Below are 24,353 nucleotides of genomic sequence, written 5' to 3' on the forward strand. Positions count from 1 at the left end.
TGATCCGTCGTTACTGGTGAACGACCACCAGCGCGCCGACCTTCACGCGCTCGTAGAGGTCGGTAACATCTTCGTTGGTGAGACGGATGCATCCCGACGACACAGCCTGGCCGATCGTCCACGGCTCGGACGTGCCATGGATGCGGTACAGCGTCGAGCCGATGTAGAGCGCGCGGGCGCCCAGCGGATTGTCCGGGCCACCGGGCATATAGGCCGGCAGGTCCGGAACGCGCTTGCGCATCTGCGCCGGCGGCGTCCAACCCGGCCACTCGGCCGTGCGGGTGATGCGGTGCTGGCCCGACCAGCGGAAGCCGTCACGGCCGACGCCGACGCCGTACTTCATCGCCTTGCCGTCGGCGAGCACCAGGTAAAGCCGGCGCTCCGAGGTCTCGATGACGATGGTGCCCGGCTTGAACTTGGTTTCGTAGTTGACGATCGAGCGTGCGATCGGGCTGCCGCGCTTGGTCCGGGCTTTGACGGTGGTCGAGTCTTCCCAGATGTTGGAATCGGGATTGTAGATCCGTGCCGCCGCGGCCGGAGCAACTACCGACAGGCTGACGATCGCCGACAACAAGGCGGCAATCGCTATTCTGCTCTTGGACATGTTCTTCAAACTGCGCCTCTTGACGAAATTGACCCTGCTAGCGAGCCAGTCAGTTATGGTTGATAGACTGTTCCTAACAGGCCGTGAATGGCGATGCCACGATTCGGACAAACTCCGAACACCCAAGCCACATTGTGTTGCGGCGAAGCGACATTTCCATTCACCTCTGCGTGAAGCCGCCGGTTGACAGGCCCCCGGACCTCTCCTAGGTCCGGCGCAGGGGAGGGCCTTGTTGTGTCAGATGATCCGAAGTTCCGCGCCGCCGCTGCGGCGATGGCAGAAGTAGAGAGCGGCATGCGCCTGGGCCTGGGCACAGGCTCGACGGCGAAGCATTTCGTCGACCTCGTCGGCCGCGCCGTGCAGGAAGGGCTGAAAGTCGTCTGCATCCCGACATCCGAGGTCACCGACGCGCAGGCACGAAGCCTCGGTATTCCGCTCACCGATCTCGAAACCACGCCCGAGCTCGATCTCACCGTCGACGGCGCCGACGAGATCGGTCCCGGCCTGGCGCTGATCAAGGGCGCGGGTGGCGCTCTCCTGCGCGAGAAGATCGTCGCCACCGCTTCCAAGCGGATGATCGTCATCGCCGACGCCAGCAAGCGCGTCGAGATGCTCGGTCGCTTCCCCTTGCCGATCGAGGTCAATCATTTCGGCCTCGGCGCCACGACCGCCGCGATCCGCGTCGTGATGGCCGATTTCAATGCCGAGGGCGATCTGCGCCGTCGCCTCAAAGCCGATGGAACGCCCTACGTAACCGACGGCGGGCACGCTATCCTTGACGCTTTTTTTGGCCGTATTCCTCAGCCAGAAGCGCTGGCGAAGGCCTTGGTCGACATCCCGGGCGTAGTGGAGCACGGCCTGTTCATCGGGCTGTGCAAGCGGGCCTACGTGGCCGGTCCCGCCGGTGTCGACGTTCTGGACGGCTGAGAGCCGCTCGGATAGAGGCTATAGGGGAAACACAACCAATGGGCACCAAGCTGATGACGTCCACCTTCAAGCGCGCGCCGATGCTTGTCGCCGCCGTGCTGTCGCTGATCCTTTCGAGCTTCGTCGCGCTGCCGGCCATGAGCCAGTCGCCGACCGAGATTGCGCCCGAGCACCTGGCGCTGGCACGCAAGTATGTCGACCTGACCGACACCGGCGGCCTCTATGAAGCCAGCGTCGTGCAGGCGGGCATCAACACCTACAAGCAGCTGCTGCCGCAGAATCCGGAGATCGCCGAGCCGCTGAACGCCGCGATCGAGGCTGTCATCTCCACCTACAAGGGCAAGAAAGGCGAGCTGTTCGACCAGTTCGCGCGCATCTACGCGCTCTCCTTCACCCAGGAAGAGCTGCAGCAGATCGTCGATTTCTACTCCTCGCCGACCGGCATCAAGCTGGCCAAGTCCAACGCCACGCTGAGCGGCACCATCAGCCGCGTCATGGATGTGTTCTCGTCGAACCTCAACACCGAGTTCTTCGCCCGGGTTCGCGCCGAGCTGAAGGCCAAGGGTATCGACACCTGAGCTTCGGCACCCTATCTGATTGCAGGCCCCGCCATCGCGCGGGGCCTTTTTACGTTCGGGGTATGCGATGAGTGACAGTTTCGATCTCGTGGTGATCGGTGCCGGTTCGGGTGGCGTGCGTGCGGCGCGCGTAGCCGCAACGTACGGCGCCAAGGTCGCGATCATCGAGGAGTATCGCGTCGGCGGCACCTGCGTGATCCGCGGCTGCGTGCCCAAGAAGCTGTTCGTCTACGGCTCGCGCTTCAAGGACCTGTTCGAGATCGCCCCGAGTTTCGGCTGGACCGTCGATGCCAGCTTCGACTGGCCGACGCTGGTAGCGAACAAGGACAAGGAGATCGCCCGGCTCGAGGCGACCTATGTCGCCGGGCTGGAAAAGCCCGGTGCCGAGATCATCCGCGACCGCGCCGTGCTCACCGGGCCGAACAGCGTCAAGCTCGTCAAATCCGGCCGCGAGCTCACCGCCAAAACCATTCTCGTCGCTACCGGCGCCCACCCCTACATCCCTGATATCGCGGGCAAGGAACTGGGCATCACCTCGAACGAGGCCTTCCACCTCGAAAAACTGCCGCACTCGATCCTCATCGAGGGGGGCGGCTTCATCGGGGTCGAGTTCGCCACCATCTTTGCCGGCCTGGGGGTCAACACCACCATCGTCTATCGTGGCGAAAAGCTGCTGCGCGGCTTTGACGAGGATCTGCGCACCGGGCTCGAGGCCGGCCTCGAGGCCCGCGGCATCAAGATCATCCACCAGACCAATGTGCGCGGTCTTCGCCAGACTGGAAACGACATCACGGTGAGCTTCTCCGATGGCGTCGATGCGCCATTCGGCGCGGTGATGTTCGCGACTGGCCGCACGCCGAACGTCACCGGCTTCGGCCTCGAAGAGCTCGGCGTGGCGATTGGCGAGGATGGCGGGATTGTCGTCGACAAATACTCACAGAGCAGCGTGCCCTCGATCTACGCCGTCGGCGACGTCACCAATCGGGCGCAATTGACCCCCGTTGCCATCCGCGAAGGGCAGGCCTTTGCCGAGACGCTGTTCAACAACAATCCAATCGCCGTCGATCACTCGCTGATCGGCGAGGCGGTGTTCGGCGAGCCGGAAGTCGGGACCGTCGGCCTCACCGAGCACGATGCCGCCACACACGGCGACATCGACGTTTACATCACCCGCTTCCGCCCGATGATCAACACGCTGTCGCTGAAGTCGGACCGCATGATGATGAAGCTCATCACCCTCGCCGATGGCGGCAAGGTGCTGGGCGTCCACATCCTCGGCCCGGGCGCCGCCGAGCTGATCCAGATGGCGGCGATCCCAATGGGCATGAACGCCACCAAGGCCGATTTCGACCGTGCCATGGCGATGCACCCGACCGCCGCCGAGGAACTGGTGACCTTCAAGAAGCCCAGCTACGTCTATCGCGGCGGCCAAAAGCAGTAGACCGCTGCGGCTTGGCATCGCCCCAATCCCCTGCTATTCCGCCCGCCGACCGGGAGATGACGCCTATGCCGACGACTTGGACGCCGCAAAGCTGGAGACAGAAACCCATTTCGCAGGTGCCGGTTTATCCCGACGCGGCGAAACTGGAAGCGGCCGAGGCGCAGCTCAGGAAGTTCCCGCCGCTGGTGTTTGCCGGCGAGGCCCGTGAGCTGAAGCACCAGTTGGCCGAAGTCGCCGAGGGCAGGGCGTTCCTGCTGCAGGGCGGCGATTGCGCCGAGAGCTTTGCCGAGCACGGCGCCGACCACATCCGCGATTTCTTCCGCGTCTTCCTGCAGATGGCGGTGGTGCTGACCCACGGCGCGTCCAAGCCCGTGGTAAAGGTCGGCCGCATCGCCGGCCAGTTCGCCAAGCCCCGCTCGTCCGACACCGAGACCATCGATGGCGTGACGCTGCCGAGCTACCGCGGCGACATCATCAACGACATCGCCTTCACCGAAGCCGCCCGTGTCCCCGATCCGGAGCGCCTGCTGCTCGCCTACCGGCAGTCGGCGGCAACGCTCAACCTGCTGCGCGCCTTCGCCTCGGGCGGCTACGCCGACCTGACCCGCGTCCATGACTGGACCATGGGGTTCATGAAGGACTCGACCGCCTACCCGCGCTTCGAGGAGCTGGCGCAAAAGATCGACGACGCCATCGACTTCATGCGCGCCCTCGGCCTCAACGGCGACAACACGCCCTCGCTGCGTGAGACCAAGTTCTACACCTCGCACGAGGCGCTGCTGCTGGGCTTCGAGGAAGCGCTGACCCGCCGGGACTCGATCACCGGGGACTACTATGCCACCTCTGGCCACATGCTGTGGATCGGCGATCGCACCCGCCAGGCCGACGCCGCCCATGTCGAGTACTTCTCCGGCATCCGCAATCCCGTCGGCATCAAGTGCGGCCCGAGCCTTGCGGCTGATGACCTGCTGCGCATCCTCGACAAGTTGAACCCGGCAAACGAAGCCGGCCGCATCACGCTGATCGGTCGCTTCGGCTCGGATAAGATCGCCGACCACCTGCCGCGCCTGATCGAAGCGATCAAGGCAGAGGGCAAGGTGGTCGTCTGGTGCTCCGACCCCATGCACGGCAACACCATCAAGGCCTCGAACGGCTACAAGACCCGGCCGTTCGAGCGCGTGCTGAGCGAAGTGAAGAGCTTCTTCGACATCCACCGCACCCTGGGCACCTATGCCGGCGGCATCCATATCGAGATGACCGGCGACGACGTGACTGAGTGCACCGGCGGCGGCGTCGCGGCCATCACCGAGGCTGGCCTGCAGGACCGCTACCACACCTATTGCGACCCGCGCCTCAACGCCAGCCAGGCGCTGGAGCTTGCTTTCCTCGTCGCCGAGGAACTGCGGCTACAGCGTCCGGTGCGCGAGCGGATCATCGCGGCGGAATAGTCAGGCGACGGCGGCACTGGCGCCGAGCCCGTCGAACAGCTTCAACCGAAGCGGCGGACGGGCATCCGCCTGGTGGCGGCGTCGCACGGCGATCGCGTACTCGACAGCCTGGCGAAGTTCGTTGTTGTCGGCCGGCTTCGGAATGACCCCGATGGTGCCGGGGACGCCGTCGCCGAGCTGCTCCGGATTGGCAGTCATATAGATCACCGTTACCCCACGGTCGGCGAGGGCGCGCCCAACCTCGACGCCGGTTGGTCCGTCCGCGAGATTGAGGTCGACAAACGCCAGCTCGGCCTCTGACGCCAATGCCATGGCGCGCCGGCTGTCGGGGGCGATGCCGATCGGTTCGTGGCCCAGGTCGTGCAACAGGTCTTCAAACGCCATCGCGATGAAGATCTCGTCCTCCACAACCAATATCTTGCTGCTCATAAGTCTGCCTAACTCGGTCGGCTGTATTGCTGGTGCAACTCATCTGCCCGCCCAAGGGTTGCAGTCCCATGGCGCATAGCCGCCCTGTAGCAGTGGAAAACCTCGTCAGCGTTAGCAAATCGTGCAGTTCGAAGGGCTTGCGGGCGTTCGATTGCATTGTGCCACTGCCGTTTAGCGGAACATTAACCCTAACGGGGCATAAACGAGGACAGTACTGTAGCGGAGTTTTCCATGTCCCGTCTGGCCACGAGCATCATCGTTCTTGCCGCCGCCATCGGCGGCCCGGCCCTCGCCGCGGACTGGGGCGACGACATGTCGCCGGAGGAAATCTACCGCGGCGCCTACTCAGTCGAGCCCAAGGACTGGAACGAAATGGGCGACGAGAGCGACGGCATCCACATCGAAACGGGTCTGCGCTACTGGTACTCGTGGGGCAGCCAGAATTTCGATCTCGGGGCGTTGAGCTTCGAGGAAAGCGACAACGCCCACTCGGTCGAGGCGCATATTCGCATCGAGGACGACGCCACGCGTACCTATGCCAAGGCATGGGCCGGCTACACCTCCGTTATCAACGGCGAGTACTCCGATCCATACGGTTCCGCCCCCGTCGTCGATGGCATCCTCGGCTATGCCGGCGCCGATTTCGGCTGGAACGCCTTCGGAGACGGCAAGGGCAACGGGATAGGCGGCCTGATCGGCTACAACTACTGGAACAATTCACCGCGCACCGGCCGCGTCAACTTCACCACCGCTACGAGTGCCGCCGACGTCAACTTCGACCCTGACACCGGCATCTGGTCGTTGCCCGGAGATAGCGTTGACGACAGGCTGGAACTGAACATGCTGCGCCTCGGCCTCAGCGGCAAAGCCGAGATCAACGAGTTTCTCGACGTCAGTGCCGAACTCGCCGCCGTGCCGTTCGCCACCATCAACGGCGTGCTCGGCGGCCATGCCGGCAGTGCCAGCGGCGACCTTGGCCCATTCCCCGGCTGCGCCCTCGGCGACCCGTGCACACCCTACGTCTTCGCCGGTTCCGCCACCGACGTCTCCGGGTGGGGCTATGGTGCGATGGGCGAGGCGATGGTTGGCATCACCCCAGTCGACAACCTGACCATCCGTCTCGGCGGTCGCGCCTGGTACGTCGGCGGCACCTACGATGCCACCTGGCGCCAGGTTACGGTCATTCCCCCAGTGGAGCAGCCGCCGGTCGGTGCTCCGCCGGCGCCGCCCGATCCACTCTACTCGCAACCCAACGTGAGCGTGCAGAACGTCATCTCCACCGAGAACCCGTTCTCCCTCTTCCGCTACGGCCTCCTCGCCGAGCTGACCTACTCGTTCTGATCTCCTGATCAGACTTCTCTGATCAGATCCAGCATGACCGGCTGTCCGCTTGCCCCGACCGGGGTGAGCGGATAAGTCTTGCCGCGTTTTCAAACGGCTCGGATTTCTAACGTGACCGATCGTCTCCGCATCGCCCTCGCGCAGCTCAATCCGACGGTTGGCGCCATCGCGCAGAACCTGGTGCTGGCCAAAGAGGCGCTGGCCGATGCGGCCGGGCAGGGCGCCGATATCCTCCTGTTCTCCGAGCTGTTCCTGACTGGCTATTTCCCGGACGACCTGTTGTTCAAGCCGCGCTTCATCGCCGACGCGATGGCCGCTGCCGAGGATTTCGCACGCGCCACCGCCGGCACCAGCGTCACCGCCATCATGCCGACGATCTGGCGCGAGGAAGGCAAGCTCTTCAACGCCGTGATCGTCTGCGAGCAGGGCACCGTCATCGCCCGCCGCTACAAGCGCGAGCTGCCCAACGACGACATCTTCTACGAGAAGCGCTACTTCGAGCGCGCCGAGCTGCAGGAGCCCGTGACCATCAAGGGCGTCTCGATCGGCATCCCGATCTGCGAGGATATCTGGCACCCCGAGGTCTGTGCCCACCTCGTCGACCACGGCGCGCGCATCCTTCTCTGCCCCAACGGCTCGCCCTATTGGCGCAACAAGCAGGCCACCCGCTACAAGCTGGTGACCGACCGCGTGGCTGAAGACAACGTGCCGCTGCTCTATCTCAACCAGGTCGGCGGCCAGGACGAACTGGTCTATGACGGCGCCAGCTTCGGCATCGAGCCGGGCGGCCGCCTCGTCGTGCAGGCCAAGAGCTTCGAGCCCGAGATCCTGATGTCGAACTGGGCCCGCACCGAAGACGGCTGGCGCTGCACCGACCCGCACGTGACCCCGCTCTCGAGCGTGGACGAAGCGCCGTGGCGCGCCTGCGTCCTCGGCCTGCGCGACTATGTGAAGAAGAACGGCTTCAAGTCCGTCGTGCTCGGCCTCTCGGGCGGCGTCGACAGCGCCATCGTCGCGGCCATGGCGGTGGATGCCATCGGCGCCAAGAACGTTCACTGCCTGATGCTGCCCTATCGCTACACGTCGCCCGAAAGTCTCGCCGACGCCAAGGATTGCGCCGAACGGCTCGGTGTCCGCTACGACGTCGTCTCGATCGGCGATCCGGTCGAAGCAGCCCTCAACGAGCTGCAGCCGGTGTTCGGCAATCGCCCGCAGGACCTCACCGAAGAGAACATCCAGTCGCGTATGCGTGGCGTCTACCTGATGGCCGTCTCCAACAAGCTCGGCTCGCTTCTCCTCACCACCGGCAACAAGTCCGAGATGGCGGTGGGCTATGCCACCATCTACGGCGACATGAACGGCGGCTTCAACCCGATCAAGGACATGCTGAAGATGCGTGTCTACGAACTGGCCGACTGGCGCAACAAGCACCGCCCGGCCGATTGCCTCGGCCCCGATGGCCTGGTGATCACCCAGAACATCATCGACAAGGCGCCCTCGGCCGAACTCCGCCCCAACCAGACCGACCAGGACTCGCTGCCGCCATACCCGATCCTCGACGAGATCCTCGTCGGGCTGGTCGAACTCGAGCTCAGCGTCGCCGAAATTGTGGCGCGCGGCGATGGCCGCTTCGACCGCGCGTTGGTCAAGCGCATCGAGAAGCTGGTCAACATCGCCGAATACAAGCGCCGACAGTCTGCCCCCGGCGTGAAGATCTCGCGCAAGGCCTTCGGCCTCGGCCGCCGCTACCCAATCACCAACGGCTACCGCGACGAGAACCTGATCGCCGAGCCGATGGCGCGGCTGGATAGCAAGGGCCTCGAATGACCATCGTCCGCTACGCGCCGTCGCCGACGGGCCGCCTGCATCTGGGCAATGCCCGCCCGGCGCTGATCAACTGGCTGTTCGCCAAGGCCAACGGCGGCAAGTACATCCTCCGCCTCGACGACACCGACACCGCCCGTTCCACCGAAGAATTCGCCCGCGGCATCGACGCCGATCTCGCCTGGCTCGGCATTACCCCCGACCTGCGGGTCCGCCAGTCCGACCGCACAGCGCTCTACGACGCCGCCCGCGACAAGCTGATCGCCGCCGGCCGGCTCTATCCCGCCTACGAAACCGAGGAAGAGCTCGACAGCAAACGCGCCCGCGCCCGCCTGCTCGGCCGCCCACCCATCTACGATCGCGCCGCTTTGAACCTCACCCCCGAGCAGAAGGCGAAATACGAAGCCGAAGGCCGCAAGCCCCACTGGCGCTTCAAGCTCGATGGCCGCCCGGTCGAGTTCAACGACCTGGTCAAGGGTCCGCAGACCGTCAACACCGCCTCGATGTCCGATCCGGTGCTGATCCGTGCCGATGGCTCCTACCTCTACACGCTGCCCTCGGTGGTCGACGACATAGATCTCGCGATCACCCACGTGATCCGCGGCGAGGACCATGTCAGCAACACCGGCACGCAGATCGAGATCATCGAGGCTCTGGGCGGCAAGGTTCCCGCCTTCGCCCACCACAACCTCCTGACCGGCGCCGAAGGCGAGGGCCTCTCCAAGCGCCTCGGCTCGCTGTCGCTGGCCGAGTTGCGCGAGGCCGACTTCGAGCCGATGGCCGTGGCGATGGCCGCAGTGCTGACCGGCACCAGCCTGCCCCTCGAGCCCTATGCCGACCTTGCAGCGCTGGGCCAGGTCTTCACCCTCGACGCCGTCTCCCACGGCTCCGCCCGCTTCGATCCCGCCGAACTCGCGAGCCTCAACGCCCGCATCCTCCACCAGATGCCCTACGAGGCGGCCCGTCCGCGCCTCGAGCCACTCGGCCTCGCCTCCGAACCGCTCTGGCTCGCTTTGCGCGGCAATCTGTCGGTATTCGGCGATATTGCCGATCTCGGCACGCTGGTCTCAGGCCCCGTTACCCCGGTCATCGCCGACGAAGACCGCGAGTTCATTTCCCAGGCGCGCGACCTGCTGCCTGCCGAGCCATGGGACGAAACCACCTGGTCCAAATGGACCGAAAGCCTGAAGGCCGCCACCGGCCGCAAGGGCAGGGCGCTGTTTCACCCGCTTCGTCTCGCCCTCACCGGGCGGGAGCAGGGGCCCGAGCTTAAGTCCCTGCTGCCACTTGTGGGGCGTACGGCGTGCTTGGCCCGACTACCCTGACGCGCTTGTCGCCGAACTGCACGATCCGCTCGGGCTGATTGGCCACCACCGGCACGGCCACCACCACCGGCTTCGGCGTCTCGCCGGGCGCGGCAGGGCGCCGGCGCGGCAGCGGCACATCCGCAAAGGTGGTCAACTCCGCCACCTGCGTCACCGGTGCGTCGATGACCGTCGACGCAATCCGCCGCCCGTCGCGCAGCGGCAGCGGGAAGGTCGCGCCGCGGAACGTCACCATGGCCCGCGTGCCACCGGTCGGTAGCTCGGCCAGGGTGATAGACCCCTGGTCCTGCGTCGAGGTGCACTTGCTGGCGGTGTCGAACTCGGTTCGGAACTTGAATGCGTTGGGCAGCGACGAATAGGGTTCGCCCCATTCGTTGATCATCTGCTCCGGTTCCTGCCCCGGATTGTCATAGTAGTAGAGGTCGACATCCAGCCCCGGACATTGCGCCCGGCATTGCTGTGCGTCGTTGGAGACATAATCCACCAGCGTCGAATAGCTGATCGGCCACCAGAACCCGTCGGTCTTGCGGACGCACAGCGTACGCACCGTGTGGTAGTCGCCATACGGGTCGAACTCGTCACCGCGGATCCCGCCCTCGCCGTCGAAGTCCTCGGTGAACCCCCCGAACAGCTGCTCGAACAGGTTGCCGCGGCCTTCGCGCTGCACGTTGACGCGCGAGCGGCCGTCGCAATCGAAGCGCGCCATTTCCTGCAGGATCGCCTCGCGCTGCTGCGCCACGGCTTCTCCGGTGTCGACGCTCTGCGACAGCTGCTTCACGTCCTCGCGCCCGCGCAGCACTTCGCGCGCCAGCGCCCGGCACTCGCCGTTGAGCTTGCGGCCGGCCTTGGCGTCGTCATTGCAGCCCTGGCGCACATAGGCGCTCTCGGAGCGCTGCACCTCGCGCTGCAGCCGCTTCAGCTGGCCACCCTGTGAGTTCTGGAAATCGGAGTTCCGGTCGAGCGAACGTAGCGTCGACTGCAAGCGCGCGCAGCTGTCGGCCTGCGCATAGGCCGTCGAGACGTCGATCAGCAGCCCCACCCAAGCGGTGAACAGCAGCACCGCAAAGCGGAGGAGGAATGTCGTGGCCCTGGGCCAGGCGCGAGTCATCAGTTCGAACCGGATCGTGTGGCCCTCCGTTAGTCGGCCAATACGCCTAAAGCGAGACAGCGCCGTGAGATTCGTTCATGTCTAACACAGCACGGGCGTGCGTTAACGCCCGATAAGCAACCCCGCAACCGACGCTCGCGACGATAACGCAGCCGTGACTGGGCATCCCGAGTTTGTGAGGTCGAACCGCCTGCCCGCCCGCAGAAATCACGGCTACGCTCCCGCCCGGATGTTTGCCAAGCAGCGGTATCCGTTGGCAAATCCAGCGTCACCAGGCCCGATCCCCCAGGACCTTCAGGAGTTGCACAATGCCGTCGAATAGAATCGCAGCGTTCGCGCTGGCCGTTGTCGTGGCCGCCGCCGCGACCTTCGCCTTCGCCCAGGATGTGACCATCACCGCCGATCCATCGCTTGCCTCGCTCTCCCCCGAGGAGATGGTGGCCAAGCGCCAGGCCATCATGAAAGAAGATGGTGGTATCCTCAAATCTGCCGGTGGGCTGAGCGGCGCCGACGCCGCAACCGCAGCCGGCCACCTGATCACCAACTTCTCCAACCTCACCGTGCTGTTCCCCGAGGGCTCAGCGGTCGGCGACAGCGAGGCACTGCCGGCCATCTGGGAGAACAATGCCGGGTTCCAGGCGATTCTCGCCAAGGCGGTCGCCGCGGCGACGACGCTGAAATCCGCAGCCGAGGCCGGCGACACCGCCACCTATTCCGCCACCATCAAGACCATCGGCGGGTTCTGCGGCGAGTGCCATCAGCAGTTCCGCGAGAAATCCTGACGTTTTTTGCGCGCCAAACGCACGCGGGCGGTCCGGCAACGGGCCGCCCGCTGTATTTCTGCCCGATAGTCGCGGCAGGGTTTGTGTGATAGGTGCGCCGTCGCGCGCCACGCGCTCGTAGGAGTACCCCCGTGCAAGTTCGTACCGTTTTTGCCGCGCTTGTCGGCCTGATGACCATTTCCGCGACGCCCGCCGCGTTCGCCCAGACCCCGGCCGATTTCGCCAAGTTCACCGAGTCCTGCCTCACCGCCGAGGCCTTCCTGCTCGGCGAAGTGCCGGCCGGTGTCGATTCCTCGCTGATCCTCACCCCGCTCTGTGGCTGCCTGACCGGCGCCTTCAAGGATCTGCCGCAGAAGGACGTCGACATCCTCGCCGCCGATCTGCGCGGCGAAGGCACCGATGAAGCGCACACCGCTCACGGTAGCTACGAGAAGGTGTCCGAGTCCGCCCGCGAGGGCCTGACTACCTGCTTCGCCAGCCCCGAGGTCACCGCCGCCATGCAGGCTGCGACGCCGCCGGCCCCCGCACCGGCCGATCCGGCCGCCGCGCCGGCGACACCCGCTGCACCCGCGCAGTAACCTCGCAAAAACCTCTTCGGCAGGGGCGCTTCGGCGCCCCTTGCTTTTTGCCGGGGCTGCAGTCAGATTGCGCCCCATGAAAACCGGCACCGCAAACTGCATTTTCGGCTGCATTATTATCCGCTAGGCATCTGCTTACGGCTCGGTTTTCTTCATCCTTGATTTCTAGACCCGAAGAATCCGGCCGCGAGCACGTGGAGCGTTGTCAGGAAAAGTTGCAGACTTTTCCGGTTCGACAGCGCGACCATTCAAGACGATCGTGCGCGAGGAACACTGGCTTTGGGCGAGACCACACTTAAGCTCCACAACACGCTGACCCGGGCGAAGGAGGACTTTGTCCCCATCGATCCCAACAACGTCCGCATGTATGTCTGCGGGCCTACGGTCTACGACTATGCCCATATCGGCAACGCCCGCCCGGTGATCGTCTTCGATCTGCTGTACCGGCTGCTGCGCCACATCTACGGCGCCGACCATGTCACCTATGCCCGCAACATCACGGACGTCGACGACAAGATCAACGCCCGTGCCGTCCGCGATTACCCCGGCCTGCCGCTCAACGAGGCGATCCGCAGGGTCACTGAGAAGACCGCCTCGCAGTATTTCAAGGATGTCGCGGCGCTCGGCACGCTCGAGCCCGACCACCAGCCGCGCGCCACCGACTTCATCCCCGAGATGCAGTCGCTCATCACCACGCTGATCGGCAGCCACCACGCCTACGAGGCGGCCGGCGAAGTGCTGTTCGACGTCGGCTCGATGCCCGACTACGGCAAGCTCTCGGGCCGCAACCTCGAGGACAACCTCGCCGGCGCCCGCATCGCTGTCGATGCGCACAAGAAGAACCCGGCCGACTTCGTGCTCTGGAAACAATCCAGCGCCGATGAACCCGGCTGGGACAGCCCATGGGGCAGGGGCCGCCCTGGCTGGCACATCGAGTGCTCGGCCATGAGCGAGCGCTATCTCGGCCAAGTCTTCGACATCCATGCCGGCGGCCTCGACCTCATCTTCCCGCACCATGAGAACGAAATCGCCCAGTCGCGCTGCGCCCACGGCACGCCTGTCATGGCCAACTACTGGCTGCACAACGGCTTCCTGCAGGTCGAAGGCCAGAAGATGTCGAAATCGCTCGGCAACTTCATCACCATGCACGAGCTGCTGGAGACCGATAAGTTCGGCGGCCGCAAATGGCCCGGCGAAGTGCTGCGCCTCGCCATGTTGATGACCCACTACCGCGAGCCGATCGACTTCTCGGTGAAGCGCCTCGAGGAAGCCGAACAGAAGCTCCGCGACTGGCAACGCGCCGCCAAGCCCAAGCCCGGCACCCCGCCCGAGCCGTCCGTCGTCGCCGAACTCACCGACGACCTGAACTTCCACCGCGCCGCCGTGGCACTGGACGTCGTTGCTCGCAAAGCCAACCGCGGCACCGAAACCGCCGCCAACTGCCTCGCCGCGACGCTGGAGTTCCTCGGCTTCACCGCCGACGGCCTGCTGACAGCCGCCACAGACGCGCCCGCCGGCGTCGCGCAGGCCGTAGCCGCCCGCCTCGCCGCCCTCAACGCCAAGGACTTCGCAAAGGCTGACACGATCCGAGCGGAATTGCTGACACAGGGTGTCCAACTGATGGACTACAAGGATGAGACCGGTCAGCGGCAGACGAAATGGGAGGTAGTGAGGTGAGCCCGGATCGGAGTGGTTTGACACCATCGAGCGCCAGCCTCCCCTCTCCCCTTGAGGGAGAGGGTGCCTCGCGAAGCGAGGCGGGTGAGGGGCAGTTCAGCCAAGGGAATCACCCATGACCATCATCGACCACGTCGGCCTAAAGGTCGCCGATTTCGCCCGCTCCCGCGACTTCTACACCGCCGCCTTGGGCGCCCTCGGCATCAAGCTGCTCGCCGAGTTCGAGTACGAGGGGGTGAAGTCCGCCGGCTATGGCGACGACGCCGGCCCCACCTTCTGGATCGGCACCGGCAAGCTGATCCGCAGCGGTGACTCCCATGTCGCCTTCGTCGCCCCCAGCCGGCCCGCCGTCGAGGCCTTCTACACCGTGGCGCTGGCCGCCGGTGGCCGCGACAATGGCCCGCCGGGCCTGCGTCCGCACTATGCTCCGGATTACTACGCCGCATTCGTGCTCGATCCAGATGGGAACAATGTCGAGGCCGTCTATGTCGGCCCAGAGGGAGGACGCCAATGAGCGCACTTGATCACGTAGCCATTTCGACTGCCGACTACCCGACCTCCCTGGCGTTCTACGAGAAGGCGCTGGCCCCGCTCGGCATCAAGACGCATATGAAATTCGAGGGCGAGGAGGGCAACGTCGCTGGCCTCGGCTCCGACCAGCCGTTCCTCTGGATCGGCGATGGCGGCAAGCTGACGGGCGGCCGGGTGCACTTGGCATTTCGCGCCGATACCCGGGCGGCGGTCGATGCGTTCTATGCCGCCGCGATCTCGGCCGGCGGCAAGGACAACGGCCCGCCGGGCATCCGCGCGCACTACCACGCCAACTACTATGCAGCCTTCGTCTACGATCCGGACGGGCACAACATCGAAGCCGTCTGCCATGCCCCAGAGTAAGTCGACCGGTGAGGCGCCCTTCACCGGCGGCTGCCAGTGCGGCGCCGTGCGCTTCAGCGTTGCTGCGCTGGGCGGCGCCGCGATCTGCCATTGCCGCATGTGCCAGAAGGCCTTTGGCGGGTTCTTCGGGCCGCTGGTCACCGGGCACCGGGTCACCTGGTCGCGCGGCGCCCCGGCCTGGTTCCAGAGCTCCAACCGGGCCCGCCGCGGCTTCTGCCGCGATTGCGGCACGCCGCTCGCCTATGACACCGGCGTCGACAGCCTGGAAATGGCCATCGGCGCCTTTGACGATCCCACCGTCGCGGCCCCGACCCGCCAGGTCAACGCCCACGGCAAACTCGCCTTCTTCGATGGCTTGACCGCGCTGCCCACCCGGCCGCTCGGCGCCGCGCCCGAGATCGACGCCTTCAATGCCGCGGTGGTCAGCCACCAGCACCCCGACCACGACACGGCCGAATGGCCGCCCAGACAAGGTTTCCCCGCGTGAGCGCTCTGCGTACCTACTATCCCGAGATCGAACCCTATGCCTCCGGCTACCTCGACGTCGGCAACGGGCACCGTGTCTATTGGGAGCGCGTCGGCACGCCGGGCGCCAAGCCGGCGGTGTTCCTCCACGGCGGCCCGGGCGGCGGCCTCAGCCCCAACCAGCGCCGGGTGTTCGACCCATCCCGCTACGACGTGCTGCTGTTCGATCAGCGCGGCTGCGGCAAATCCACGCCTTTTGCGGAACTCGAGCACAACACCACCTGGGACCTCGTTGCCGATATCGAGCGACTGCGCGAGATGGTGGGCGTCGAGCAATGGCTGGTGTTCGGCGGCTCGTGGGGCTCGACGCTGGCGCTGGCCTACGCCCAAAAGCACCCCGAGCGCGCCACCGAGCTGGTGCTGCGCGGCATCTTCACGCTCCGCCGCTGGGAACTGCTCTGGTACTACCAGCACGGCGCCTCACTGCTCTTCCCGGACAAGTGGGAGCGCTTCGTCGCGCCCATCCCGCCCAAGGAGCGGCACGACATGATGGCCGCCTATCGCCGCCGGCTCATCAGCCCCGATCGCGACATCCGGCTCGGCGCGGCGCGCGAATGGGCCCGCTGGGAAGGCGAGACCATCACGCTGCTGCCCGATCCGCAGGTCAGCGAAGCCTTCTACGGCGAGGAATACGCGCTCGCCTTTGCCCGGATTGAGAACCATTATTTCGTCCATGCCGGCTGGATGGACGAGGGCCAGTTGATCCGCGACGCCGGCAAGGTCCGCGACATCCCGGGCGTCATCGTCCAGGGCCGCTACGATGTCTGCTGCCCGCCGCAGACTGCGTGGGAGCTACACCAGGCCTGGCCGGAGGCGGAGTTCATCATGGTCGAAGGGCAGGGGCACGCGCTTGGCCAGCCGGGCATCCTCCATCATCTCATCGAAGCAACGGACCGGTTCGCAGGAGGCGGAATGTGAGCCAAGTGACGACGAGCCAGGTGACGACGAGCAACGACAGCTATCGTTTCCGCGAGTACTCGGGCGGCTGCCAGTGCGGCGCCGTGCGCTGGCACGCCACCGAGCTGCGCGACAACCCGCATGTCTGCTACTGCCGCATGTGCCAGAAGGCGTCGGGCAACTTCTTCGCCGACCTCGTCGGCATCCGCCACGAGCACCTGACCTGGACCCGCGGCAAGCCGAGCGAGTTCAACAGCTCCGACGTTGCGGCCCGCGGCTTCTGTCGGGATTGTGGTACGCCGCTCTACTACCGCAGCCTCGGCGGTCCGCACGTGTCGATGACCATCGGTTCGTTCGACGAGCCGCATCTGATCCCGATCCGCTACCAGCTTGGCCTCGAAGGCCGGCATCCGGATTTCCCCCTGCTGCCCGGCGCTGAAGCAGTCGGCACCACCGAAGAAGCGGAGTCGCCCGACGACATCGCCGCCATCCGGGCGTCGAACCATCAGCACCCCGACCACGACACCACCGACTGGGTCCCGCGAGTAAGCCATGTCTGAAAGTCCGATGTCTGAAGTTCATCTGAGCGGTGGCTGCCAATGCGGCGCTGTCCGCTTCCGCGTCGATCAGCAGCCCGAGGGTGTGCATGTCTGCCACTGCCGCATGTGCCAGAAGGCCGTCGGCGGCCCGTTCGCGGTCATCTGCCCCGTCGACAAGGTGAACTTCCACGTCACCCGCGGCGAGATCAGCTGGTTCAAGAGCTCCGAGCTCGCCAACCGCGGCTTCTGCAAGAATTGCGGCACGCCCCTGATCTTCGACTACCCTTGGGCCCCCGACATCGGCATCCTCTCCGGCGCCTTCGACCAGCCGGACCGCGTGCCACCCGTCGTGCAATACGGCAACGAGAGCCGCGTCAGCTGGTACGCCCACATTGCCGAGCTGCCGGGCGATACCGCAACCTATTCGGTCGACCCAGAAGGCCGGCTCGGGCGAATTAGTGCCTCCAACCGGCAACACCCCGACCACGACACGGCCGAATGGCCGCCCCGTAACTGAGTACCTCACGATGACTGCCCACAAGGAACGCCTCTACCTCTTCGACACCACGCTGCGTGACGGCGCGCAGACGGCCGGCATCGAGTTCTCGCTCGAGGACAAGATCTCGGTCACCGCGCTGCTCGAGCGCCTCGGCGTCGATTACATCGAGGGCGGCTACCCGGGCGCCAACGTCGTCGACGATCAGTTCTTCGCCGAAAGCCGCACCCGCGACGCCACCTTCACCGCCTTCGGCATGACCAAGCGGTTCGGCCGTTCGGTCGGCAACGATCCGGGCGTCCAGGCCATCCTCAATTCCGCCGCCGATGCCGCCTGCTTCGTCGGCAAGGCCTGGGACCACCAGGTGAAGGTAGCGCTCGAAATCACCCCCGAGCAGAACCTCGGCAACCTGCGCGAAACCGTCGAGGCCGGCGTTGCCGCAGGCAAGGAAGTGCTGGTCGATTGCGAGCACTTCTTCGATGGATACAAGGCCAACCGCCCCTACGCGCTGAGCTTCGTGAAAACCGCCCTCGACGCCGGCGCCCGCTGGATCGTGCTCTGCGACACCAATGGCGGCACCATGCCGTCCGAGATCGCCGACATCGTAGCCGAAGTGCTGAAGGTTGCTCCCGGCGATCACCTAGGCATCCACGCCCATGACGATACCGGCCAGGCCGTAGCCAATACGCTCGCCGCCGTCACTGCCGGCGTCCGCCAGATCCAGGGCACCCTCAACGGCATCGGCGAGCGCTGCGGCAACGCCAATCTCGTCACCCTCATCCCTACGCTGATGCTGAAGCCAGGCTTCGCCGATCGCTTCGAGACCGGCGTCACGCCCGAGCAGTTGAGCGACCTGACCTCGATCTCGCGCGCCTTCGACGACCTGCTGAACCGCGCCCCGGCGCGACAGTCGCCCTATGTCGGCACCTCGGCTTTCGCCACCAAGGCCGGCATCCATGCCTCCGCCCTCGCCAAGGACGTCTCGAGCTACGAGCACGTGACCCCCGAGAGCGTCGGCAACGAGCGCTCGATCATGGTCAGCCAGCAGGCCGGCAAGTCGAACCTCCTCGCCGCGCTCAAGCGCCACGGCATCGAGCTCGCCAAGGACGACGCGCGCCTCGAGCGGCTGCTCCGCACCGTCAAGGAGCGCGAAGCCCGCGGCTATTCCTACGACGGCGCCGACGCCTCCTTCTTCATCCTCGCCCACGGCGTGCTCGGCACGCTCCCCGAGTTCTTCGACGTCGAGAGCTACCGCGCCAGCGTCGAGCGTCGCCACAACGCCCGGGGCGAGCAGGTCGTCGTCACCGAGGCGGTGGTGAAGATCCGCATCGGCGACGAACTGCTGATGTCGGTGGCTGAAGGCAACGGCCCGGTGAACGCGCTCGACCTTGCCATGCGCAAGGACCTGGGCGTGTTCTCGGCCCGTATCGCCGATCTCGAACTGGTCGATTTCAAGGTCCGTATCCTCGACGGCGGCACGGGCGCGGTCACCCGTGTGCTGGTCGAAAGCCGCGATGGCACCGGCGAGCGCTGGTATACAATCGGCGTCAACACCAACATCATCGACGCCTCATTTGAGGCGCTTTACGAGTCGATTACGTATAAATTGATGAAGTCAGAGGCAGCCTGAGACGCCGGAACGGTATGGGGCAGGTTGCCCCTATACTCCCGGAGGCCTCGCTGAGCCGGACCGACGATCGCCGCAACTTGCTCATCGCCCTCGGCGCCGCCGGGGTGACCTTGGCCGTCGCGCTCGGCGTCATCGGCATCCCCGCCGTCGATGCCTGTTCCGCCGATCCGCGCGGCGTCGTCACCTGCCTGCGCGACATGGCCGACCGCAAGTTCGATCTCCCGGGCACGGTGCCCGGGTCCTCGGCCGAGCAGGTTCCGGAGGCACCACCTGCGCTCAGCCCAGTGTCGGCGCCCGTGGCCGCTGTCGACCCGCAGCCCGCCATCCCGACCGAACCGCGGCCCTCCGTACCCGAACCGGTGCCCGCCGCTTCAGAGCCGCCCCCGACCGCGTCGAGCGAGGCCAGCATCGTCGAAACCACCGCCGCGGCGGAAGCCGACAGTGCCGCGCCGAGTGGCGTACCACCCGACAATCAGCCTGCGGCGTTTGAAATGGCTGTAGCGGCGGAAACCTCCGCCATCCCGGAAACTGCCCACGCGCCAGCCGCTACTGCCTACGATCCGCCGATGTGGAAGGCCGACCTCACCCCACCGCCGGGCTCGATCCCAGAGGCTCCCGAACCCGCGCCTGCATCGCCGGCGGTTGTGCCTACCCAGATCCCACCCTTCGCAGTCGCGCCACTGGGCATCGATCTGGCCAACACCGCGCCGGTCCAGACCCAGTCCGACGCAACGCCCGTCATCGCCGCGCCGCTGGTGCTGGCCCCGACCATTGACGCCATCGAACTCGATGGCGAGCAGAGCTTTGTCTCCGGCTCCGGTCCCGCCGGCGCATTGATGCGGCTCTACGCCGATGGCGAGCTGATCGGCGAGAGCCCCGTCGAGCAGGGCCGCTGGCTGGTCGAGGGCAGCAACCTGCTCGATAGCCCGCGCCGCGAACTGCGCATCGAAGCGATCGAACCCGAGACCGGCAAGCTGCTCGGCACCGCGGCTATCACGGTGGAGATCGAGTTGCCGCACGATCGCACGCCACCCGACGAGCAGCCCGCCGACCCCCCCGACCTCGGCAGTGGTGTCGCTCCAGCCGCTGGACCGGATCCGGTCGCGGAAGCCGTGGCCACGGCGCCGACGGTTCCGGCCGAGCCGGCCACTCCGTCAACCACGGTCGCACCGGAAGAAGTTGCCTCAACCTCCGAGCCCGCACCCCTTGCCGTACCAGAGCCGGCGCAACTGTCCGAGCCACCCCCCGCCCAGCCCGAACCGCCGCCCGTCACCCGTGATCCGCCGATCGAGGAAGCCATCGTCCTACCGGCTCCGTCAGAGCCCGAGCCGCTGCCCGAACTCTCCGCCGTAAACCCTCAGCGCGAGTCCGCCTCCGTCGACATCCTGCGCCCATCGGAGCTCCAGCCGACCACTCTGCCGCCGATCGACACCATCACGCACGAGCCGGCGACCATCACGCTCGACCCGCCCGATGCCCCCGCGCTGCTTGCGGACCTGGTGGTGCCGGCCCCAAAGCCCGCCGGCCAGCCGGTCACCGTGCTGCGCCTCCTGCCGTTCGGTGATCCCGATAGCGGCCGGTACAATGTCGGCAAGGCCATCATCCGCCGTGGTGACACGCTGTGGAGCCTCGCGCACCGCTATTACGGCCACGGCATCCACTACCGCACTATCTTCCACGCCAACCGCGACCTGATCCGCCGCCCCTCCCGCATCTTCCCCGGCCAGATCTTCGACCTGCCCTTGGTCACGGACGACTGAGGGGCCGCGCTGATCCTCCCCTGCGAACGGGGGAGGGGGACCGGCGAAGCCGGTGGAGGGGGCGGCCGCATACGCCATCGCCCGACCCCCATTCCCTGACAGCGCCCCGCCGCAAATCCCGTTCAACTGCCCAGTAGGGCAGGTGGTTTCGCCTTGCCTTGCCGCGGCCGATCTTTTATCGCTGAATGACGATGAACCCCATGCACGACGATGACATCGCCAATGTGATGCGGGCGCTCGGACACCCGGTCCGGCTCAACATCCTGCGCATCCTCGCCGCCCAGAGTGCGGGCGATTGCTGCTGCACCGATGTCACGCAGAATTTGTCGCTGGCGCAGTCCACCGTCAGCCAGCACATCAAGGTGCTGCTCGATGCCGGGCTGGTCGAGCGTCATCCCAAGGGCACGCGCAACTGCTACTCGCTCCGGGCCGATCGCCTCGCCGAGTTCGGCATCGCCTGCAACGGCCTGTTCTCGGGCCTCACCACCACCGATCTCCCGGTCAAAGAGCTCGCCTGATGTCTACTGCCGAAGAGGCAACCAAGGGCCCCACCGTTAGCGCGGAGGAGGGCGGCCTGCTCGCTACCGTGCGCAATCTCTGGGGCTACATGTGGCCCGAGGGCCGGCCGGACCTCAAGTTCCGCGTCATCCTCGCCATCGGCGCCCTGCTGGTGTCCAAGGTCGCCACCACGCTGATCCCCTTTGTCTACAAGGGCATCATCGACAGCCTCGATGGTTCGACGCCGGATGCCGGGTTGATCCTCGGGCTCGCCGTGCCCATCGTCCTCGTCGTCGCCTATGGGGTCGGCAACATCATCGACGCCGGCTTCCAGCAGCTGCGCGACGTGCTGTTCGCCTCGGTCGGCCAGCACGCGGTGCGCAAGCTCGCTCTGCAGACCTTCGAGCACCTGCACAAGCTGTCGCTGCGCTTCCACCTCGCCCGCCGCACCGGCGGCCTGAGCCGGGTGATTGAGCGCGGCACCAAGGGCATCGAGACCATCGTGCGCTTCACGATGCTCAACACCGCCCCCACGCTGGTCGAGTTCATCATCACCGGCGTGATCTTCATCGTCATGTTCGGCGTCAGCTACCTCAGCGTGCTTGTCGTCACCGTCTGGCTCTACCTGTGGTTCACCATCAAGGCCTCGAACTGGCGCATCTCGATCCGTCGCGACATGAACGACAGTGACACCGATGCCAACGGCAAGGCCATCGACAGCCTGCTCAACTTCGAGACGGTGAAGTACTTCGCCAACGAGAAGATGGAAGCCCGGCGCTTCGACGCCTCGATGGAAAAGTACGAGCGCTCCGCCATCCGCATCTGGACCTCGCTCGGGTTCCTGAACTTCGGCCAGGCGCTGATCTTCTACGCCGGCACCGTGGTCATCCTGGTCATGGCAGTGCTGGGCGTCATGAACCGCACCCTGACGCTGGGCGATTTCGTCCTGCTCAACACCTTCCTGATGCAGATCTACCGGCCGCTCAACTTCATCGGCTTCGTCTACCGCGAGATCCGCCAGGGCCTCACCGACATCGAAGAGATGTTCAAGCTGCTCGATCGCGCCCCCGAGATCCAGGACAAGCCCGGCGCCAAGCCGCTGGCGGTCACTGGCCCGGTGGTGAAGTTCGACGACGTGAAGTTCCACTACGACACTGATCGCCCGATCCTGAAGGGCATCAGCTTCGAGGTCCCGGCCGGCAAGACCATCGCGGTTGTCGGCCCGTCGGGCGCCGGCAAGTCGACCATCTCGCGGCTCCTCTACCGGTTCTACGATGTCATCGAGGGCAAGATCACCATCGACGGCCAGGACCTCCGCGACGTAACGCAGGAGAGCCTCCGCGCCGCCATCGGTATGGTCCCACAGGATACCGTGCTGTTCAACGACAGCATCGAATACAACATCCGCTACGGCCGCCCCGACGCCACCGATGCCGAGGTGAGGAAGGCCGCGGAGCAGGCACAGATCGGCCATTTCATCGAGTCGCTGCCCAAGGGTTACCAGACCCAGGTCGGCGAGCGTGGCCTCAAGCTGTCCGGTGGGGAGAAGCAGCGCGTCGCCATCGCCCGCACCATCCTCAAGGGTCCACCGATCCTCATCCTCGACGAGGCCACATCGGCGCTGGATTCGAAGACCGAGGAAGACATCAAGTCCGCCCTCGACGTGGTCTCGGCCAACCGCACCACGCTGGTGATCGCCCACCGACTCTCCACCGTCGTCAATGCCGACGAGATCATCGTCCTCCGCGACGGCCAGATCGCCGAGCGAGGCACCCATTCGGGCCTCCTTGCCAGGCAGGGCCTCTACGCCCAGATGTGGAGCCGCCAGCGCGAGGCCTCCGAGGCCGAAGAACTCGCCCGCCGCGCGGCCAACGACCCAGAGGGCTTCGTCAAACGCGGGCTTCCAGCAGCGGAGTAGACCGTCGCATTGCGGCTGTGGCCATCCCCACCCCATGCCGGGTGGAGATGGCCAGTCGCTCCGGCTTCAGCGCCCGCATGCAACCCACCCCTTGACCAATTCGTTGCGCCCGACCATCACAGCGTCGGCCAATGACCTCAGCACCATCCCGCAACGCCTCGCTCGACGCGCTCCGCGTCCTCAGCCTCCTCGGCATCGTGACGCTCCACGTCGCGGGCGGCGGCTTCTCCGACGACAAGCCGCTCGGCTTCGTGCTCGATGAACTGAGCCGCTTCGCCGTACCGGTCTTCTTCCTGATGTCGGCCTATTTCTGGAAAGACGCCGACCTCGCGCGCCCTCTCAAGCTCGTCGGCCGCGTCGCCTGGCGCGTCCTCCCGGCCTTTGCGGCGATTCTCGCTTTGACCGTCGCCCTTCGCCTCCTCGACAATCCCGGCCGGCCCGGCTTCGAGCTCTCGCCATGGGGGGTGACGCTCCTCATCTGGAGCGGCGGTCCGGCATTCCACCTGTGGTTCCTGCCCGCGCTGGTCCTCGGCACGGCCGTCGTCGCGACACTGCTGAAGTTCATCGGCCTGCGCTGGACCATCGCCGCGACGCTGCTGCTCTATGCAGCGGGGACCGTCATCGGCGCTTATTCCAAACCGCTGTTCGGCCACGGCTTCCCGTTCTGGATGGATCGCAACGGCCTGTTCTTCGCACCGGTTTTCCTCGTCGCCGGCATCGTCCTCCGCCGCCGCCGCGACGACCTGCAGAGCCTGCCTATCGCCGCCCTCGTGTTGGCGGCGCTCGCCTTCGCCGCCCTTCATGTCGCCGAGGGCTACTTCATCGTCGGCCGCTACGCGCTGGGCCACGACTACTCCCTCGCCACCCTCGGCTACGCCCTCTCCGTCGCCATCCTGTTCATGCGCCTCGAGCTGAAGAGCCCGCTCTGGTCCACCCTCGGCCAGGCCACCTTCGGCGCCTACCTCATCCACCTGCTGGTACTGAAAGTTCTAGCCTCCGACCTCGGCCTCGGCCGCTATTCCTGGCTGATGATCGCGCTGGGCTTCGGGGTGAGCCTGGGCCTGACCGTAGCCTTTCGCGCCGTCCGCTCGGCTCTCGGGAGCCGCCCGGCAAGGGCCTAGAGTGTAACCCCCA

General features: G+C 66.0%; 24 protein-coding genes. 21 read left to right on the forward strand and 3 right to left on the reverse strand.

Annotated elements, in window-relative coordinates; all coding sequences use genetic code 11:
* Nucleotides 1-10: 10 nt before the first annotated feature.
* Nucleotides 11-604, reverse strand: a complete 594-nt coding sequence (locus AC1DWU_RS12430) for a L,D-transpeptidase (protein WP_477150355.1) — start codon at nucleotides 602-604, stop codon at nucleotides 11-13.
* A 234-nt stretch (nucleotides 605-838) separates the two neighbouring features.
* On the opposite strand from AC1DWU_RS12430, the gene rpiA reads away from it, so the two are divergent.
* From rpiA to AC1DWU_RS12450, 4 genes are all read left to right on the forward strand, one after another.
* Complete coding sequence (rpiA, locus tag AC1DWU_RS12435) at nucleotides 839-1,531, forward strand: ribose-5-phosphate isomerase RpiA (protein ID WP_477150295.1); 693 nt, start codon at nucleotides 839-841, stop codon at nucleotides 1,529-1,531.
* 38 nt (nucleotides 1,532-1,569) lie between these two features.
* Complete coding sequence (locus AC1DWU_RS12440; protein ID WP_477150296.1) at nucleotides 1,570-2,109, forward strand: DUF2059 domain-containing protein; 540 nt, start codon at nucleotides 1,570-1,572, stop codon at nucleotides 2,107-2,109.
* 67 nt (nucleotides 2,110-2,176) lie between these two features.
* On the forward strand, nucleotides 2,177-3,550 hold the full coding sequence (gene gorA / locus AC1DWU_RS12445) for a glutathione-disulfide reductase (protein ID WP_477150297.1): 1,374 nt from the start codon (nucleotides 2,177-2,179) through the stop codon (nucleotides 3,548-3,550).
* Nucleotides 3,551-3,615: 65 nt separating this feature from the next.
* The gene (locus AC1DWU_RS12450; protein ID WP_477150298.1) at nucleotides 3,616-4,998 is read left to right on the forward strand and encodes a class II 3-deoxy-7-phosphoheptulonate synthase; all 1,383 of its coding nucleotides are present in this window, start codon (nucleotides 3,616-3,618) and stop codon (nucleotides 4,996-4,998) included.
* On the opposite strand, the gene AC1DWU_RS12455 is transcribed toward AC1DWU_RS12450, so the two are convergent.
* Complete coding sequence (locus AC1DWU_RS12455) at nucleotides 4,999-5,427, reverse strand: response regulator (protein ID WP_477150299.1); 429 nt, start codon at nucleotides 5,425-5,427, stop codon at nucleotides 4,999-5,001.
* 231 nt (nucleotides 5,428-5,658) lie between these two features.
* Between AC1DWU_RS12455 and AC1DWU_RS12460 the strand changes: the two genes are divergently transcribed.
* From AC1DWU_RS12460 to AC1DWU_RS12470, 3 genes are all read left to right on the forward strand, one after another.
* A complete protein-coding gene (locus AC1DWU_RS12460; RefSeq protein WP_477150300.1) occupies nucleotides 5,659-6,768 on the forward strand; it encodes a hypothetical protein in 1,110 nt (369 codons plus the stop codon).
* Nucleotides 6,769-6,870: 102 nt separating this feature from the next.
* On the forward strand, nucleotides 6,871-8,595 hold the full coding sequence (locus tag AC1DWU_RS12465) for an NAD+ synthase (protein WP_477150356.1): 1,725 nt from the start codon (nucleotides 6,871-6,873) through the stop codon (nucleotides 8,593-8,595).
* Nucleotides 8,592-9,917 (forward strand): glutamate--tRNA ligase, encoded by a 1,326-nt coding sequence (locus AC1DWU_RS12470; RefSeq protein ID WP_477150301.1) that lies wholly within the window; start codon nucleotides 8,592-8,594, stop codon nucleotides 9,915-9,917. The genes AC1DWU_RS12465 and AC1DWU_RS12470 overlap by 4 nt, the downstream gene beginning before the upstream one ends.
* Here AC1DWU_RS12470 and AC1DWU_RS12475 read toward each other — a convergent pair.
* Nucleotides 9,862-11,025, reverse strand: a complete 1,164-nt coding sequence (locus tag AC1DWU_RS12475) for a DUF2865 domain-containing protein (protein WP_477150302.1) — start codon at nucleotides 11,023-11,025, stop codon at nucleotides 9,862-9,864. The two genes, AC1DWU_RS12470 and AC1DWU_RS12475, sit on opposite strands and share 56 nt — an antisense overlap.
* Before the next feature lie 308 nt (nucleotides 11,026-11,333).
* On the opposite strand from AC1DWU_RS12475, the gene AC1DWU_RS12480 reads away from it, so the two are divergent.
* The 14 genes from AC1DWU_RS12480 to AC1DWU_RS12545 all read left to right on the forward strand — a co-directional run bounded on the left by AC1DWU_RS12480 (nucleotide 11,334) and on the right by AC1DWU_RS12545 (nucleotide 24,340).
* Nucleotides 11,334-11,807, forward strand: coding sequence for a c-type cytochrome (locus tag AC1DWU_RS12480; protein WP_477150303.1), 474 nt, complete (start codon nucleotides 11,334-11,336; stop codon nucleotides 11,805-11,807).
* A 131-nt stretch (nucleotides 11,808-11,938) separates the two neighbouring features.
* Nucleotides 11,939-12,385 carry a hypothetical protein gene (locus AC1DWU_RS12485; RefSeq protein ID WP_477150304.1) on the forward strand — a complete coding sequence of 149 codons (447 nt, stop codon included), beginning with the start codon at nucleotides 11,939-11,941 and terminating at the stop codon, nucleotides 12,383-12,385.
* A gap of 279 nt (nucleotides 12,386-12,664) precedes the next feature.
* Nucleotides 12,665-14,062 carry a cysteine--tRNA ligase gene (gene cysS / locus AC1DWU_RS12490; protein WP_477150305.1) on the forward strand — a complete coding sequence of 466 codons (1,398 nt, stop codon included), beginning with the start codon at nucleotides 12,665-12,667 and terminating at the stop codon, nucleotides 14,060-14,062.
* A 121-nt stretch (nucleotides 14,063-14,183) separates the two neighbouring features.
* Nucleotides 14,184-14,576, forward strand: a complete 393-nt coding sequence (locus AC1DWU_RS12495; RefSeq protein WP_477150357.1) for a VOC family protein — start codon at nucleotides 14,184-14,186, stop codon at nucleotides 14,574-14,576.
* Nucleotides 14,573-14,956, forward strand: a complete 384-nt coding sequence (locus AC1DWU_RS12500; protein WP_477150306.1) for a VOC family protein — start codon at nucleotides 14,573-14,575, stop codon at nucleotides 14,954-14,956. Before AC1DWU_RS12495 ends, AC1DWU_RS12500 begins: the two co-directional genes overlap by 4 nt.
* A complete protein-coding gene (locus tag AC1DWU_RS12505; RefSeq protein WP_477150307.1) occupies nucleotides 14,943-15,443 on the forward strand; it encodes a GFA family protein in 501 nt (166 codons plus the stop codon). The genes AC1DWU_RS12500 and AC1DWU_RS12505 overlap by 14 nt, the downstream gene beginning before the upstream one ends.
* Nucleotides 15,440-16,399, forward strand: coding sequence for a prolyl aminopeptidase (pip, locus tag AC1DWU_RS12510; protein ID WP_477150308.1), 960 nt, complete (start codon nucleotides 15,440-15,442; stop codon nucleotides 16,397-16,399). The genes AC1DWU_RS12505 and pip overlap by 4 nt, the downstream gene beginning before the upstream one ends.
* Complete coding sequence (locus AC1DWU_RS12515) at nucleotides 16,396-16,938, forward strand: GFA family protein (protein WP_477150309.1); 543 nt, start codon at nucleotides 16,396-16,398, stop codon at nucleotides 16,936-16,938. Before pip ends, AC1DWU_RS12515 begins: the two co-directional genes overlap by 4 nt.
* A gap of 7 nt (nucleotides 16,939-16,945) precedes the next feature.
* Complete coding sequence (locus AC1DWU_RS12520; RefSeq protein ID WP_477150310.1) at nucleotides 16,946-17,434, forward strand: GFA family protein; 489 nt, start codon at nucleotides 16,946-16,948, stop codon at nucleotides 17,432-17,434.
* A 10-nt stretch (nucleotides 17,435-17,444) separates the two neighbouring features.
* Nucleotides 17,445-19,043: a citramalate synthase gene (gene cimA, locus AC1DWU_RS12525; RefSeq protein ID WP_477150311.1), complete on the forward strand. Its 1,599-nt coding sequence runs from the start codon at nucleotides 17,445-17,447 to the stop codon at nucleotides 19,041-19,043.
* Between the two features lie 14 nt (nucleotides 19,044-19,057).
* Nucleotides 19,058-20,803 carry a LysM peptidoglycan-binding domain-containing protein gene (locus tag AC1DWU_RS12530; RefSeq protein ID WP_477150312.1) on the forward strand — a complete coding sequence of 582 codons (1,746 nt, stop codon included), beginning with the start codon at nucleotides 19,058-19,060 and terminating at the stop codon, nucleotides 20,801-20,803.
* 200 nt (nucleotides 20,804-21,003) lie between these two features.
* The gene (locus AC1DWU_RS12535; RefSeq protein ID WP_477150313.1) at nucleotides 21,004-21,321 is read left to right on the forward strand and encodes an ArsR/SmtB family transcription factor; all 318 of its coding nucleotides are present in this window, start codon (nucleotides 21,004-21,006) and stop codon (nucleotides 21,319-21,321) included.
* Nucleotides 21,321-23,219 (forward strand): ABCB family ABC transporter ATP-binding protein/permease, encoded by a 1,899-nt coding sequence (locus tag AC1DWU_RS12540; protein WP_477150314.1) that lies wholly within the window; start codon nucleotides 21,321-21,323, stop codon nucleotides 23,217-23,219. The genes AC1DWU_RS12535 and AC1DWU_RS12540 overlap by 1 nt, the downstream gene beginning before the upstream one ends.
* Nucleotides 23,220-23,350: 131 nt before the next feature.
* Entirely contained in the window at nucleotides 23,351-24,340 is a 990-nt protein-coding gene (locus tag AC1DWU_RS12545; RefSeq protein WP_477150315.1) for an acyltransferase, read from the forward strand.
* Nucleotides 24,341-24,353 lie beyond the last annotated feature (13 nt).

Source organism: Devosia sp. P2_G7, from assembly GCF_056403495.1.